Annotated in this window: 13 protein-coding genes; 10 read left to right on the top strand and 3 right to left on the bottom strand. The window is 71.6% G+C overall.

Going from position 1 to position 13,509, the window contains the following annotated elements:
• The first annotated feature begins 184 nt into the window (after positions 1 to 184).
• From VF746_01705 to VF746_01665, 9 genes are all read left to right on the top strand, one after another.
• A complete protein-coding gene (locus VF746_01705; GenBank protein ID HEX8691128.1) occupies positions 185 to 2,677 on the top strand; it encodes a TonB-dependent receptor in 2,493 nt (830 codons plus the stop codon).
• A gap of 618 nt (positions 2,678 to 3,295) precedes the next feature.
• Entirely contained in the window at positions 3,296 to 3,643 is a 348-nt protein-coding gene (locus tag VF746_01700; protein ID HEX8691127.1) for a hypothetical protein, read from the top strand.
• A gap of 115 nt (positions 3,644 to 3,758) precedes the next feature.
• Positions 3,759 to 4,550, top strand: a complete 792-nt coding sequence (locus VF746_01695) for a sugar phosphate isomerase/epimerase family protein (GenBank protein HEX8691126.1) — start codon at positions 3,759 to 3,761, stop codon at positions 4,548 to 4,550.
• A gap of 8 nt (positions 4,551 to 4,558) precedes the next feature.
• On the top strand, positions 4,559 to 4,960 hold the full coding sequence (locus tag VF746_01690; protein ID HEX8691125.1) for a hypothetical protein: 402 nt from the start codon (positions 4,559 to 4,561) through the stop codon (positions 4,958 to 4,960).
• Between the two features lie 243 nt (positions 4,961 to 5,203).
• Positions 5,204 to 5,830, top strand: coding sequence for a hypothetical protein (locus VF746_01685; GenBank protein ID HEX8691124.1), 627 nt, complete (start codon positions 5,204 to 5,206; stop codon positions 5,828 to 5,830).
• A gap of 163 nt (positions 5,831 to 5,993) precedes the next feature.
• Positions 5,994 to 6,443 (top strand): hypothetical protein, encoded by a 450-nt coding sequence (locus VF746_01680; GenBank protein ID HEX8691123.1) that lies wholly within the window; start codon positions 5,994 to 5,996, stop codon positions 6,441 to 6,443.
• A gap of 88 nt (positions 6,444 to 6,531) precedes the next feature.
• Positions 6,532 to 6,975, top strand: a complete 444-nt coding sequence (locus VF746_01675) for a hypothetical protein (protein ID HEX8691122.1) — start codon at positions 6,532 to 6,534, stop codon at positions 6,973 to 6,975.
• Positions 6,976 to 7,150: 175 nt separating this feature from the next.
• On the top strand, positions 7,151 to 7,384 hold the full coding sequence (locus VF746_01670; GenBank protein ID HEX8691121.1) for a hypothetical protein: 234 nt from the start codon (positions 7,151 to 7,153) through the stop codon (positions 7,382 to 7,384).
• A gap of 258 nt (positions 7,385 to 7,642) precedes the next feature.
• The gene (locus VF746_01665; GenBank protein ID HEX8691120.1) at positions 7,643 to 8,056 is read left to right on the top strand and encodes a hypothetical protein; all 414 of its coding nucleotides are present in this window, start codon (positions 7,643 to 7,645) and stop codon (positions 8,054 to 8,056) included.
• 482 nt (positions 8,057 to 8,538) lie between these two features.
• Here the strand turns inward: VF746_01665 and VF746_01660 are convergent, their stop codons facing one another.
• Complete coding sequence (locus tag VF746_01660) at positions 8,539 to 9,729, bottom strand: cytochrome P450 (protein HEX8691119.1); 1,191 nt, start codon at positions 9,727 to 9,729, stop codon at positions 8,539 to 8,541.
• 403 nt (positions 9,730 to 10,132) lie between these two features.
• Positions 10,133 to 10,591: an NUDIX hydrolase gene (locus VF746_01655; protein ID HEX8691118.1), complete on the bottom strand. Its 459-nt coding sequence runs from the start codon at positions 10,589 to 10,591 to the stop codon at positions 10,133 to 10,135.
• A gap of 402 nt (positions 10,592 to 10,993) precedes the next feature.
• Here VF746_01655 and VF746_01650 point away from each other — a divergent pair, with 402 nt between their 5' ends.
• Positions 10,994 to 12,430, top strand: coding sequence for a hypothetical protein (locus tag VF746_01650; protein HEX8691117.1), 1,437 nt, complete (start codon positions 10,994 to 10,996; stop codon positions 12,428 to 12,430).
• A gap of 91 nt (positions 12,431 to 12,521) precedes the next feature.
• Here the strand turns inward: VF746_01650 and VF746_01645 are convergent, their stop codons facing one another.
• Positions 12,522 to 13,073, bottom strand: a complete 552-nt coding sequence (locus tag VF746_01645) for a DNA-3-methyladenine glycosylase I (protein HEX8691116.1) — start codon at positions 13,071 to 13,073, stop codon at positions 12,522 to 12,524.
• Positions 13,074 to 13,509: the final 436 nt, after the last annotated feature.

Genomic DNA, 13,509 nt, shown 5'->3' with positions numbered 1-13,509 from the left:
GGGACGTCCAACGTTCGGGCAACCCTCGCGCGCCGATGCGGCATCCCAGGCGCGTGTCTTCGTTGCCGGACCCCGGCCGGGCGACCGCGGCAGCTGACGCGGCGCCCGGCTGTCTTCTTCCCGCCCTGGCAAACGCCGGCGGGCGGAGCCTGAATCCTCGATTCCCACGACGAGAGTCCCACCTATGAGACGGTTCTGCGGAGTCTTCCTCGCCCTGACCATCGCGGCCGGAGCCACGGCCGCCCACGCCCAGAACGGGCCCCCCGCGGGCGCCCGCCCGGCGGGCCCCGGCGCCGCGCCCCAGCAGGCCGGCCTCACCCTGCGCGGCACCGTGAAGGACGCCGCCACCGGGCAGCCGCTCACCGCGGCCGCCATCGCCGTGTGGAGCGCCGCCGACAGCACGCTGGTCACCGGCGTGGTGGGCCGCCCCGACGGCACCTTCCGCGTGGAGGGGCTGCGCCCGGGCGCCTACTACCTCAAGGTCAGCCAGCTCGGCTACGCCACGGGCACCGTGGCCCGCGTGGCGCTGACCCCGGCCACCCCCGTTACCGACGTGGGCGAGGTGAAGCTCGCGGCCGGCGCCGTGGCGCTGGAGGGGATCCAGGCCACCGCCGAGCGTGCCCAGGTGCAGACCGCCGTCGACCGCACCGTCTACAACGCCCGCGACCTCCCCGGCGCCGCCGGCGGCAACAGCACCGACGTGCTGCGGAACGTCCCCGGCGTGGAGGTGGACGGCGACGGCAAGGTGAGCCTGCGCGGCAACGAGAACGTGGCCATCCAGATCAACGGCCGCCCGGCCCCGCTGCGCGGCGACGGGCTCACCAACTTCCTCAAGCAGCTCCCCGCCGGGATGGTGGAGCGCGTGGAGGTGATCCCCAACCCCTCGGCCAAGTACGACCCCGAGGGGATGGGCGGCATCATCAACATCGTCATGAAGCAGAACGCCGACCTGGGGCTCTCGGGCGGCGTGACGCTGGGCGCCGCCACCGGCGGCCGCTACAACGCCAACGGCAACCTGGGCTACCAGAGCGGCCCGCTCACCCTGTTCGGCAGCTACGGCTTCTTCGGCGACCACCGCGAGAACAGCGGCTTCAACCGGAGAGAGAACCTGCAGGACGCCGTCACCACCGGCTTCCTGAACCAGGACATCACCGGCGAGGGCGGCTTCCGGTCGCACACCTTCAACGGCAGCGCCGACCTCAAGCTGGGGCGCCAGACCTCGCTCTCGTCGTCGCTCATGCTGTCGCTGCGCGGCGGCGACGTCGACAACCTGAACCGCTTCACCGCGCTGGACGCCGGCCGCGCCGTCACCAGCCGCTTCGACCAGGTGACGGGGCTCGAGATGGACCACTTCACCACCGACGCCTCGCTCTCGTTCCGGCACGCCTTCCAGCCGCAGAAGCACGAGCTGTCGGCCGAGGCGCGCTTCAACCGCGGCAGCGACGACATCGGCAACCGCTTCAGCACCTTCCCGTTCGCGTCGGGAGTCCGCGCCGAGAGCCCGAGCCAGGTGCGCGCCACCGACCTGGACGGCGGCAACCGCGAGCTCTCGTTCCAGGCCGACTACACCCGCGCGCTCACCGGCACGCTCAAGCTGGAGACCGGCTACAAGGGGATCCTGCGCCGCATCGACAACGACTTCACCGACCGCGTGCTGGTGGGCGAGGGCGACGACGACGGCGACAACGCGTTCACGTACGACGAGAACGTGCACGCCGGCTACGCGCTGCTCACCAACGGCTTCGGCCGGCTGAGCGTGCAGGCGGGGCTGCGCGCCGAGGCGGTGACGACGAACTTCGACCTGACCACCACGGGCGAGGCGTTCGACAACGACTACACCAGCCTCTTCCCGAGCGCGGCGGCCACGTACCAGTTCGACGACCAGCGGCAGCTGCGGGCCAGCTACTCCAGGCGCGTGCAGCGCCCCGACACGCGGCTGCTGAACCCGTTCCCGTTCGCGGAAGACCAGTTCAACCGCGTGCAGGGCAACCCGCGGCTGCTCCCCGAGTACACGCACTCGATGGAGCTCACCTACCAGCAGTCCACCCCGTGGGGGTCGCTGCAGGTGTCGCCCTTCTACCGCAACACCACCGACGCCGTGCGGCGGATCAAGACGGTGGACCCGGAGAGCGGGATCTCGACGGCCAGCTTCCAGAACGTGGCCACCAGCGAGAGCTACGGCGCCGACCTCACCAGCTCGCTCCGGCTGGGCAGGCTCACGGGGTTCGCCAGCGTGAGCGGGTTCCGGGTGGTGACCGACGGGAGCAACGTGGCGAGCGGGCTGGGGAGCGACGCGCTCAGTTGGAACGCGCGGGCGAGCCTCACCTACAAGGTGACGCCGACGACGGAGCTCACCTGGTTCCAGTTCTACCGGGGGCCGATGGACGTGGAGCAGGGCCGCGTCTCGGGCTTCTCGATGAGCAACTTCTCGCTGCGGCAGAAGTTCTGGCACGACAAGGGCTCGCTCTCGCTGCGGCTCAGCGACCCGTTCGACCAGATGGGCTTCACCTTCCACACCTTCGACGCGCTGCACGAGCAGGAGAGCCGGCGCAAGTTCGGCGCGCGGGCGGCGTACCTGACGTTCAGCTACAACTTCGGCCAGCAGCCGCGCATCCGGCAGCGCCCGCAGCAGCAGCCCGAGCAGCAGGCGCCGCCGGCGGAAATCGGGATCAACTGACGAGTGCGAAGTGCGAAGTGCTAAGTGCGAAGTGCTAGTCCTTAGTGCTTAGTCCTTAGTCCTTAGTGCTTGGTGGCTGAGGTGTGGGGGGCGGGCGGTGCCGCGAGGCGCCGCCCGCCTTCGCTTGTGCCGTCAGCACTTCGCACCTCGCACTTCGCACTTCGGTTTGGGCGTGTCCCTCCGCTGCGCTCCGGGCCGGGCTGCGCGCGCGGTAGGGCACGATACCACTGTGCCCAACCGCGCCGGGCCACCGCCGCCACGATACCCCTGTGGCGGCGGCGTCCCGGCCCTCCGGGCGCGCATCCCTCACGCAAAATCGTCGCGTGCGCCGCGTCGAAGAGGCGGCTAAAGCCGCAGCTACAACGGCAGAAAGCCTCGCAAACTCCGCGAGGCTTCAACTGCGCGCCCCACTTCGCCCTGCGCTCGGTTTCGTCGCGCGAAGCGCCGGAGTCCCTCCCCCAGGCGGTTTTTGAGGGAGGGACAGGCGCCTCAGGCGCCAGGGAGAGGGCCGCCGGTGTCCGTGGAGCCTCGCGGCAAACGTTGGTTTGCTGCACATTGCCTCTCATCGGCGCGGCGGCCCCCGCCGGCGCGCGATCCCCGACCGGAACGGAGACAGCCATGAGCACCGCCAGACGAGCCCTGTTCGCCCTCGCCGCCTTCACCCTGCTGCTCGGCGGGTGCGCGCCGCCTTCCCCGCGCGCCACGCAGCCGCGCGGCGAGGCGTTCAGCGAGGCCGTGGAGGTGACCAACAACTCGCCGACCACCGTCGAGGTGAAGTTCAACACCGCCGCCAGCACCGAGGGCACCTACCTGGGCACCGTGGGGCCCGGCCAGACCGCCCGCTTCGTCCTCCCCTACCCCGGCATCACCCACGTCTTCGCCACCGCCCAGACCGGCGAGACCCCGCAGCCCAACGGCCCCCGCAGCGTCCGCGGCGTCCGCATACGCCGCGTGCCCGCGAACTGAAAGTGCGTGAGTGCGGAAGTGCGAAAGTGCGAAAGTGCGAAAGTGCGAAAGTTGCGGTTCTGCCGCGGGCCGGGTGCGTGGCACTGAGGTCTGAGCACTTCGCACTTCTTTTCCGATGATCTCCCCCTCCCAGATCCGCATCCAGCCCGAGTTCGCCGAGCGCGAGGCGTGGTACCGGCTGGCGCGCGAGCGCGGGTACGGGCTGGAGCTGGTCTCCCTCGCCTTCCCCGGCGTCATCAACGACCCCGAGCGGGAGCGGGCGCACGTGGAGGCGTACGCGGCCGAGCTGGGGGACTTCGGCGGGCGGCTCACGCTGCACGGGCCGTTCGTCGACGTCACCCCCCACAGCGGCGACCGGCGCATCGCCGAGGCCTCGTTCTCGCGGATCGACGACTGCCTGGCGAGCGCCGCGCGGCTGGGCGCCACGCACGTGGTCTTCCACACCGGGATCAACTTCCTGATCCGCAACCCCGGCTACCTGGAGCGCTCGGCCGCCCTGCAGGGCGAGTTCTGGCGCGGCGCGCTGGAGCGCTTCCCCGGCGTGACGGTGTGCCTGGAGAACGTGTGGGAGCCCGATCCCGGGGCGCTCCGGCTCATCCTGGACGCCGCCGCGCACCCGCGGCTCAAAGTGTGCTTCGACGTGGGGCACGCGCACGTCTTCAGTCCCGCGCCCGCGGAGGCGTGGCTCGACGCGCTGGGCGGCGACGCCGTCTACCTGCACCTCAACGACAACCACGGCGACCGCGACGCCGAGCTGCCGCTGGGCCGGGGGAACATCGAGTGGGATCGCGTCTTTCGCGCGGTGGAGAAGCTCCCCGCCGCCCCGCTGGTGGTGCCGGAGGTGTCGACGCTCCCGCAGGTCGAGGAGTGCCTCGCCTTCCTGCGCGGCGCGGGGGTGCTCGCGTAGCCTGGGTGGTGCGCGGCGCCGTCGCCGCGCTCGACGCGCTGGCGGGGGCCGCCTACCTGTGGGTCGCCGCCATGGCGCTGCGCCACGCCGCGGACGTGACCGCCGACGCGGGCGCCGCCTCGCCCGACGCGTGGGTCGCCCTCTTCTTCTTCCTCCTCCTGGCGCTCGCCGCCGCGGCGGCCCTGCTGGCGGCGTGGACACTCTTCCGCGGCGGCGGCGCGCGGCTCCGGCGCGCCGTCCTGGCGCTCTGCACGGGAACGGCGGCGGCGCTCGCGGCCGTCTCCCTGGCCGCCGTCGCCGAGGCGCTCCTGGTCGACGGCGACGCGCTCGTCCTCCTCCTCTGGCTCCTCACCCTCCCCGCCGGTCTGCTCCTGGCCGCCAGCGCCGTGCTGCTGCGCCGCGCCGGGTGACTTCCGCCACGCCGGGTGACTCCGCCGAGCCGGCCGGGATCGTTATCTTCCTGCGGCGCCCCGACTTCCACGAGCATGCCGCCGTGCGCCTCCCCCGCCCGACCTTTCCGCCGCGGCGCCGTCACAGAGCGCGCGGCGGAAGCGTTCTCCCCGTGTCCGGCTCTGCCCGGGCCCTGGATCGCAGTGCCGACAGATCGCGAGCTCCTCTTCTTCCCCGCGGGAGCCATCGACCGGAAGCATCGCATGCGGCCCACCCTCATCGCCCTCGCCCTCACCCTCGTCCCGGCCGCGCTCGCCGCGCAGTCCGTCTCCGTGGGCGGCGGCCCCGGCGTCACCGGGAACGCGGTGGTGACCAGCGGCTTCCACGGCACCGTCAGCCTTCCCGTCGCGCGGGTGGGGAGCGTGGCCCAGCTCCGCGCCGAGGCGCTCTACCTGCAGTCGCGCGGCGATGGCAACCCCTTCGAGTGCGAGACCGTCGAGTCGTTCTACTGCCTCGGGCGCACGGACCTGGACCGCGTGGCCGCCGCCGGGGTGTACGCCCGCATCAACCTGCGGCCGGTCGGCCCGGTCCGCCCGTACCTGGCCCCGCTGGGCCTGGGCGTGTACCGGCGCTGGACGCGCACCGACGAGTTCCAGGGCCCCACGGGAATTTGCGTCGAGGGCGGCGAGCTCGTCTCCTGCGCGAACAACCCGCCGTTCGAGACCTTCGTGAGCCGCAGCGCCGCCACCTCGCCCGGCTTCAGCACCGGGGCCGGGCTGGACGCGCCCGTGCTCGGCAGGCGGGTGTTCGTGGAGATGCGCGGCCACTGGTTGCTGGAAGACCGCGGAACGGCGGTGGCGGTGCCGGTCACCGTCGGCGTGAGCTTCTGAGGGAACCGCAGGGGACAGGGAACAGGGGACAGGGGACAGGGGACAGGGGACAGGGGACAGGGGACAGGGGACAGGGGACAGGGGACAGGGGACAGGGGACAGGGGACAGCCTGCGGGCGAGGTCCCCGAAGTCCCGACACACGCATTCGACACGGAGGATGCAATGAGAGCCGCTTCGTTCGCGCGACCGGCGGTGGGCGGGTGCGCGGTGCTCCTGGCGCTGGCCGGGGCCGGTTGCAGCGCGCTGCTGTTCGCGGATGAGGAGGAGCGCGTCATCGCCACGATCTCGCACTACGGCGACGGGGTGAAGGCGGAGATCCCCGACGTGGCCACCCGCGGCGTCGCGTTCGACGTGACGGTCACCAGCTACGGCGGTGGCTGCGTCCTGGAGGGCGACACCGAGGTGGAGGTGCAGGGCTCGACCGCCGTGGTCACGCCGTACGACGTCGAGCTGCGCCCCCGCAACGGCGCGTGCACCGACGACCTGCGCTTCTACCGCCACGCGGCCCGGGTGCGCTTCGACACGCCCGGCCAGGCCACGGTCACCGTCCGCGGCGTCCGCAAGCCGGAGGGCGACGTCGTCACCGTCCAGAAGACCGTCACCGTGCAGTAGCCGGCGTTCACGAGCTCCGCGTCCCGGTCCGCTTCGAGGGGAGGAAGACCAGGGCGTTCCCGTCCACCAGGAACCAGGAGAGGACGCAATGAGAATTGCTTCGTTCGCGAGCAGGACGGTGGGCGGCGGCGCGGTGCTCCTGGCGCTGGCGGCCGCGGGGTGCGATGGCTTCCCGTTCGGCTCCGACCGGGAGCGCGTCCCGGCCACCATCGAGGGCGACGGCCTCCCGCTGAACGTCGTAGTCCCCACCACGGCGACGCGCGGGGTGCCGTTCAACGTGGTGGTCACCACCTACGGCGGCGGCTGCATCGAAGAGGACGACACCCGGGTGGAGGTGCAGGGGGCGTTCGCCATCGTGCGGCCGTACCAGATCGTCCTGCACCGCAACAGCTGCACGGCCGAGCTGCTGATCAGCCGCCGCTCGGTCCAGGTGCAGCTCGACAGGCTGGGCACCGGCCGCGTGGTCTTCTTCGGCTACAGCGAGACGGCGAACCGGGTGATCTCCGTCGAGCGCACTGTCACCGTGCAGTAGCGAGTGCGAAGCGCGGGCGCCCGCCGGTCCTTCCCCGGCGGGCGCCCGCGTTTTCGACGGACCGCGACTCTCGCCCGACCGTCTTTGTCGGCTGTCCCCGTCCCCTCCGCGGCTGGCACGAAACCCGCCGCGCGCGCCACGGCTTCGGACGGCCCCGGGACGCGAGGAGGGCGAGATGGCGAAGTGCGAGGTCTGCGGGAACGACTACTACCTGTCGTTCGAGGTGATCACGGCCGGGCAGCGGCACGTGTTCGACAGCTTCGAGTGCGCCATCCACAAGCTGGCGCCCGTCTGCGCCCACTGCGGCTGCAAGGTGATCGGCCACGGGATCGAGGCCAAGGACACCTTCTTCTGCTGCGCGCACTGCGCCCGCCAGGCCGGCGTCACCGGCGCGGCCGACCACGTCTGACCGGTTCGGCCCCGGAGCCGCGGCGGCGGGAGGGAGCAGGGCGGTGCTCTCCCCCGCGACGGCTCCGTTCGTCCCAAAATCCTTGTGAGGACCGCCCCGGAGTGGAACATTTGCATGGGCGGCCCGCTCCCTGCGGGTGCAACCCGGCGCCTCGCCCATGCGTAGCAGCGACCGCGGAACGCGTTTCCGCCGGGGTGTATTGATTGCGCGCGCCCACGGCCCGGGCGCGCCCAACCGGAGGTGCAGTACGCCGTGTTGATGAAGCTGCTGAGCTTCGACCTGGTGATCGTGATCGCCGTCCTCTCGGCCGTGGTGGTGGCGCTGGACGCCCTGCCGCGCCTGCACGCGGCCGTGCAGCGGCGCCGCCGCAACCGGGGCGGGGCGTTCGGGGTGGTGATCGACCGCACCGGGCGCGTGCTGGGCACGTACCTGGACCCCTTCGGCCACCCCTGGCGCGCCCCCCGCGCGCACGAGGCCGGCTCGCCGTGGGTGGAGGTGGGGCCCGACGGGCAGGGGTGGGCGTGGGAGGGCTTCGGCGCCACCGAGGAAGAGGCCTGCCTGGCCGCCAACCGCCTGCGCCGCCGCCACCTGCAGCTCCTCCCCTGGCTGGGCGACGACGGCGAGGAAGACTTCCTGAGCCTGCAGACCCCCTACGCTCCCCCGTCGCGCTAGGGCCGCGCCAGAAACGATCGCGCGAGAGGCGCCGCGGACTCCTGCGGCGCCTCTCGCGCGTTCCGGCCCGGCTGCGCGCGCGGCCGGCAGCGCGACGGACAGCGAGAGCCCGCCGGAATCATATCAGGTTGCCGAGCATGGTTCTGGTTCCGAACGGATTGGAATCACACAGAGGACACAGAGAACACGGAGGAACTGAAGACACCGTTGAAGTTCTCTGTGTTCTCTGTGTCCTCTGTGTGAGGCTTTTTCAGAAGCTTATGCCGAACGGTGCTCTGCAAACTCTTTGATGAGCGCGCGCATCCTGCCCAAGGCCTCCCCGCGCCAGTTCCGAGCTCGGCGATTCTTCCGTCGATCAGCTCAGATGCCGACCGGCCCCCGGCCGAACCCGGCGTTTCCATGTTCTCTCTCCCTGCGCTGGGGGGAGTCGGCGTCTTCGTTTTCGGAGCTGCCGGCCTGCTCTCGACGGCGCCGTGGCCTAGCTACGGAGCGGCCCACTCGAGCTCCAGCGATTCGAGGCGCCGGGCGGTGGCGCTGGGGAAGTAGGAGAGCTTCTGGTCCGGGACCAGGCGCAGGCTCGGCAGGCGCTGCGTCAGCACCTCCAGCGCGATGCGGCCCTCGAGCCGCGCGAGCGGGGCGCCGATGCAGTAGTGGATCCCGTGCCCGAACGCGAGGTGCGGCGTGGCGCGGTGGATGTCGAAGCGGAGCGGCTCCTCGAAGCGGCGCTCGTCGTGGTTGGCCGAGATGTACGCGATCTGCAGGCGGTCGCCTTTCCTGATGTGCACGCCGCCGAGCTCCACGTCCTCGTTCGCGGTGCGGTACATGGCGTGGATCGGCGAGGCCGTGCGGAGCACCTCCTCGATGAGCGGCGGGATGACCGCCGGGTCCTCCCGCGCCGCGGAGAAGAGCTCCGGATCGAGCGCGAGCTGCAGGGCGCCGGCAGCGATGAGGCCGGCCGTCGTCTCGTAGCCCGCGAAGATCACCTGGAGGAGCATGTTGATGAGCTCCGGCATCCCGAACGGCCGCTCGAGAGCGTCCGCGCCGGTGACGATGTCGGAGAGGGCGTCGTCCCGGGGCCTCGCGCGCCGCTCCTCGATCGCCGCGGCGAGGTAGTGCTGGTACGCGACGAAGCCGCGCGCGTGCTCGACGAGCTGCGCGAGCGGCTTCTGCATGGCGAAGATCTCGGTGCTGTCGTTCGTCCAGTGATTGACCTGCGCGAGATCCTCCTTCGGCAGGCCGAGCAGGTCGATGATGAAGTTCCCCGGCAGGGCGATGGCGAACGCCTCCACGAGCTCCACCCGGCCGCGGGCGGCGAACTTCTCCACGAGGCCCTCCGCGATCCCGCGGAGGATCGGCTCGAACGCGGCCAGCCGGCGGAGTGAGAGGGCCCTGACGACGAGGGCCCGCGCGTGGGTGTGGTCGGGCGGATCGCTGGTCACCAGGCTCGGCAGCAGCGGAAAGCCCTTGACGAGCTCGGCGAGCAGCTCTGGCGGGGGAGGAACGGCGCTGGGCTTCGGCGTGATCGAATCGACCGACGAGAACCTCGCCGCGTTCTTCGCGACGGCGCAGACGTCGTCGTACCGGGTCACCACCCAGAGCCCGAGCGATTCGCTCCAGAAGACGGGCTCTTCGCGGCGCGCGCGCGCATAGAACGGGCGAGGATCGTCGAGCATCGGCGAGGTGAGCGGGGAATGTTCCCGTCCACACGTCGACACGGCTCGGGTCGATGCGCCAGCTTCGGACATGGGTTCTCCTTCGTCACGTTGGCCAACACGGGTGCCGACCGTCTGGACGGCAGATATGCCGTTCCCGGCACCGCGGTGGACGGCGAGCGGCCTCGGGTCGATTCCGGATGTTGCTTCATCCGGCTTCGACCCGCCTGCCTCTGTCACTCTCGAGATATACATACGGTCAGGGGTGCGGGGCCGGCGCGCAAGCCTGTCGTCGGAAGGCATGGACGGCTCGCTCTCCGTCAGCCGATTTTGGGGCCGGCGCGGCGCGGGCGGGACCGGCCGACGCTGCCGGTGGGGCGCCAACGAGCGATGCGTGACGGGCCACGTCCGCTGCAGCGTATCGTCAGCCCGCCGCTGGGGTGTCCGGCGCGTGCGAGTCCCGGAGCGCGGCCCGGATCCGGAGGAGCTGCGGATGGAGGAACGGGTCGGCGCACAGCGCCGGATCCCAGCCTGCCGGCTCGTCGAGCGGGAGCCAGCGCACCGCCGTGATCTCGGCCCCGCCCTCCCCGCCTCCCGGCGCCGCCTCCCCGCGCGCGACGCGGCAGAGGTACGTGCGCCAGCGGGTGTAGGTCCCGTCGGGCGGGTCGGCGGGCACGTCGTAGAGCAGCGGGCCGACCGCGACCTCGATGCCCGCCTCCTCCCGGACCTCGCGGGCCACGCACGCTTCCGCCGACTCCCCGGCCTCCCGCCCGCCGCCGGGCAGCACCCAGAACGGCGCCTCGTCCCGGGGGGCGCAGCGGAGCAGCAGGAGCCGCTGCCCGTCGACCACGGCGGCCTGGCACCGGGTACCGCGGGCGCTCACGAGCGTGGCGGCCGAAGGGCGTGGCCGCGGGCAACGCGGTCCTCCAATGAAGCCTCCCCTGGCGAAGGCGCGACTCGCGAGTGCCTGAAGACACTCGCTGGAGCCACGGAAAGCCTCGCGAACTCCGCGAGGCTTCGACCACACGACCCATCTCGCTCCGCCGCTCGATTTCTCCGCGCGGAGCGCCGGGGTGTTTTCCCTCTCCCGCGCAGCGGGGGAGGGGAGCGCGCCTCCGGCCGCGAGGAACGGGCAGCCGGGGCGGAGCGGGGGAGGGGGCGGCCCGGCCGTGGTAACCCCTTGCGGCGCAAGCGGATTCGGTTGAGATTTCCCGCTTCTCCCGAACCAGCCGATCCCGGGCGCCGGCACTTCCGCGGCGCCGCACCCCGCCGCAGGCCCCAGCGCATGACGCAGCACGCCGACGCCCCCGCCGCCATCCCCGTGCCGGCCATCGCGCCCGCGCCGGGCGACGTCACCGCCGAGCCGCCGCGGACGCGGCACGCGCCGCCCGGCGACGCCGCCGCGGAGCCGGGCACGCTGGGGCAGACCCGGCACGAGCCCGCGGTGCGTCCCTGGGAGCTGGAGCTGCTGATCGCGGGCGCCGTGGTCTTCGCCATGCTGCAGCTCCCGGGGCGGCTCGACGGCTGGTTCCACGGGCTGGAGCCGCGGCTGTCGATCTCGGCCCACCAGGCGCTCTTCCTGTTCTACACCTACGGCAAGGTGATCGCGTACACCCTCATCGGCGCGTTCCTGCTGCAGCTCACGGTGCGCGCCTACTGGGTGGGGCTCATCGGCGTGGAGGCGGTCTTCCCCCACGGCGCGAAGTGGGACGCCGACCGCTACGGGCCGGTCACCCGCGAGGTCATGCGCGAGCGCACCTCCTCGCTGCAGTCGCTCATCGACCGCGCCGACCGCTTCGCCAGCCTGACCTTCGGCTTCACCTTCACCCTGGTGATGATCCTGGTGGTCGGGATCGGGCTCACGGGCCTGCTGTGGGTGCTCGCGTTCGGCGTCTCGCGCGCGGCGTTCGGGGGCGCGCACCACCTGCCGGTGTTCATGGCGCTGCTGCTGGCGATCTTCGTTCCCTCGCTGGTGCTCTGGGCGCTGGACCGCACGGTCGCGAAGCGCCTGGCGCCGGGGAGCCGGCCCTGGCGCGTGCTGCGGGCGGGGATCGTGGCCACGTACTGGCTGAACCTGACCTGGCTGTACGGCACCGTGATGAGCACGCTCTTCAGCAACCTGCCGAAGCGGCGCGCCAACACGATCTTCCTCGGGGTGTCGTTCGGGATGATGGCGCTGGTGCTGGTGAAGGGGACGCTCGGGGACGTGATGGGGCTGGACGGGGCCGCCTACCTCCCCGACGACGCGGGGCGGCGCGGGGCGAGCAACGCGTACTACCAGAGCCAGCGCGAGGAGGGCGAGCTGTACCGCAACTCGCCCTCGATCCAGTCCGACATCATCCGCGAGCCGTACGTGCGGCTCTTCATCCCCTACAACACCCTCCTGCTCGACCGGGTGATCGAGCGGCGCTGCCCGTGGGTGCGCCCGTTCGAGAAGGGCGGGAACGAGGGCGCGGCGGACGACGCGGCGATGGACGCGGTGCTGCGCTGCTGGTCGTCGCTGCAGCGGGTGACGCTGAACGGCCGGCCGCTCCAGCCCTCGTACCGCTTCTCCCGCGACCCGGCGACGGGCGTGCGCGGCATCGTGGCGTACCTCCCCACCGCCGGCCTGCCGCGCGGCGAGAACGTGCTCACCGTCGAGCGCCCGCCGCTCCCCGACGACATGGGCCCGCTGGTGAAGCCCAGGCCCCGGCCGCCGCACTACATCCCGTTCTGGCTGTAGAGCCAGGTGCGAGAGTGCGAGAGTGCGAAAGTGAGGGGGCGCCGCCGGAAAAATCCGGCGGCGCCCTCTCCTCTTCCGCTCCGGCTCTCCGTCAGCGGGCGGCCGGGGCCGCTCGCGTCCACGGCGGGGCGGCGGCCAAGACGCGCGGGTAGACGGGGCAGTCGGGGCGGTGCGCGCCGGGGAGGTAGCCGGTGGAGAGCAGGAGCTCGCCCACGATCTCGCCGCCGGTGAAGCGGAAGGTGCGCCTGAACAGCTTCACCCACTCGTCCTTTTCGCGCGGGTGGTGGGCGTCCAGCCAGGCGGCGAACGACCCGTGCGACTCGCGCAGCTCGCGGACGCGGCGGGCGTTCTCGATCACCGCGTCCACCTTCAGCCGGTTGCGCACGATCCCGGCGTCGGCCAGGAGGCGGGCGCGGTCGGCCTCGCCGTACTCCGCCACGCGGTCCACGTCGAAGCCGTCGAAGGCGCGGTGGAAGGCCTCGCGCTTCTTGAGGATGGTGAGCCAGGAGAGGCCGGCCTGGTTGATCTCCAGCGCCAGCCGCTCCAGCAGCTCCGCGTCGCCGCGCAGCGGAAAGCCGTACTCGTGCTCGTGGTAGGGCCCGTGCCACGGGTGCCCGGGCGCCACGTCGCAGTAGCTCGACATCTCTTCGGGAGGAGGAGGGAGGACGACGAGGCTCGGATCGGCGACAACCTAGCCGCCGCGGCGCCGTCCCGCACCTCTGGAAACGGAAAAATCCTCACACGGAGTCAACGCGGTCGACGGAGGGCGGTGCCGTTCTCCGTCGACTCCGCTGACTCCGTGGCACTGCTGCCACCCTGCCCCACAACCGCTCCACATCCTCCTGATACCAGATCTCGCAATCAATTGTGCATTTTCGCCCAGAGAGGGGTGTCATAACCAATTTGCCGAGCATTGTTCTGGTTCCGAAAAGATTGGACTCATACCATTTCGCAGGGAATCGTTCGGGTATCAGCCCTGAAAAGGTCTCACACAGAGGGCACAGAGAACACAGAGGAACAGCGGAGAGATTGAAGTTCTCTCCGTGTCCTCCGTGTCCTCTGTGTGATGCCAATCTGTT

Source organism: Longimicrobium sp. (genome assembly GCA_036389795.1).
In the GTDB taxonomy this organism is placed as follows: domain Bacteria; phylum Gemmatimonadota; class Gemmatimonadetes; order Longimicrobiales; family Longimicrobiaceae; genus Longimicrobium.
Note: the sequence above shows the minus strand (reverse complement) of the source record. Positions and strands in the feature narration are given on the sequence as shown.

What these genes read in the sequence shown, in the direction of transcription:
- VF746_01705 (HEX8691128.1), top strand. Translation starts at nt 185, where the DNA reads ATGAGACGGTTCTGCGGAGTCTTCCTCGCCCTGACCATCGCGGCCGGA.
- VF746_01700 (HEX8691127.1), top strand. Translation starts at nt 3,296, where the DNA reads ATGAGCACCGCCAGACGAGCCCTGTTCGCCCTCGCCGCCTTCACCCTG.
- VF746_01695 (HEX8691126.1), top strand. Translation starts at nt 3,759, where the DNA reads ATGATCTCCCCCTCCCAGATCCGCATCCAGCCCGAGTTCGCCGAGCGC.
- VF746_01685 (HEX8691124.1), top strand. Translation starts at nt 5,204, where the DNA reads ATGCGGCCCACCCTCATCGCCCTCGCCCTCACCCTCGTCCCGGCCGCG.
- VF746_01680 (HEX8691123.1), top strand. Translation starts at nt 5,994, where the DNA reads ATGAGAGCCGCTTCGTTCGCGCGACCGGCGGTGGGCGGGTGCGCGGTG.
- VF746_01675 (HEX8691122.1), top strand. Translation starts at nt 6,532, where the DNA reads ATGAGAATTGCTTCGTTCGCGAGCAGGACGGTGGGCGGCGGCGCGGTG.
- VF746_01670 (HEX8691121.1), top strand. Translation starts at nt 7,151, where the DNA reads ATGGCGAAGTGCGAGGTCTGCGGGAACGACTACTACCTGTCGTTCGAG.
- VF746_01665 (HEX8691120.1), top strand. Translation starts at nt 7,643, where the DNA reads ATGAAGCTGCTGAGCTTCGACCTGGTGATCGTGATCGCCGTCCTCTCG.
- VF746_01660 (HEX8691119.1), bottom strand. Translation starts at nt 9,729, where the DNA reads ATGCTCGACGATCCTCGCCCGTTCTATGCGCGCGCGCGCCGCGAAGAG.
- VF746_01650 (HEX8691117.1), top strand. Translation starts at nt 10,994, where the DNA reads ATGACGCAGCACGCCGACGCCCCCGCCGCCATCCCCGTGCCGGCCATC.
- VF746_01645 (HEX8691116.1), bottom strand. Translation starts at nt 13,073, where the DNA reads ATGTCGAGCTACTGCGACGTGGCGCCCGGGCACCCGTGGCACGGGCCC.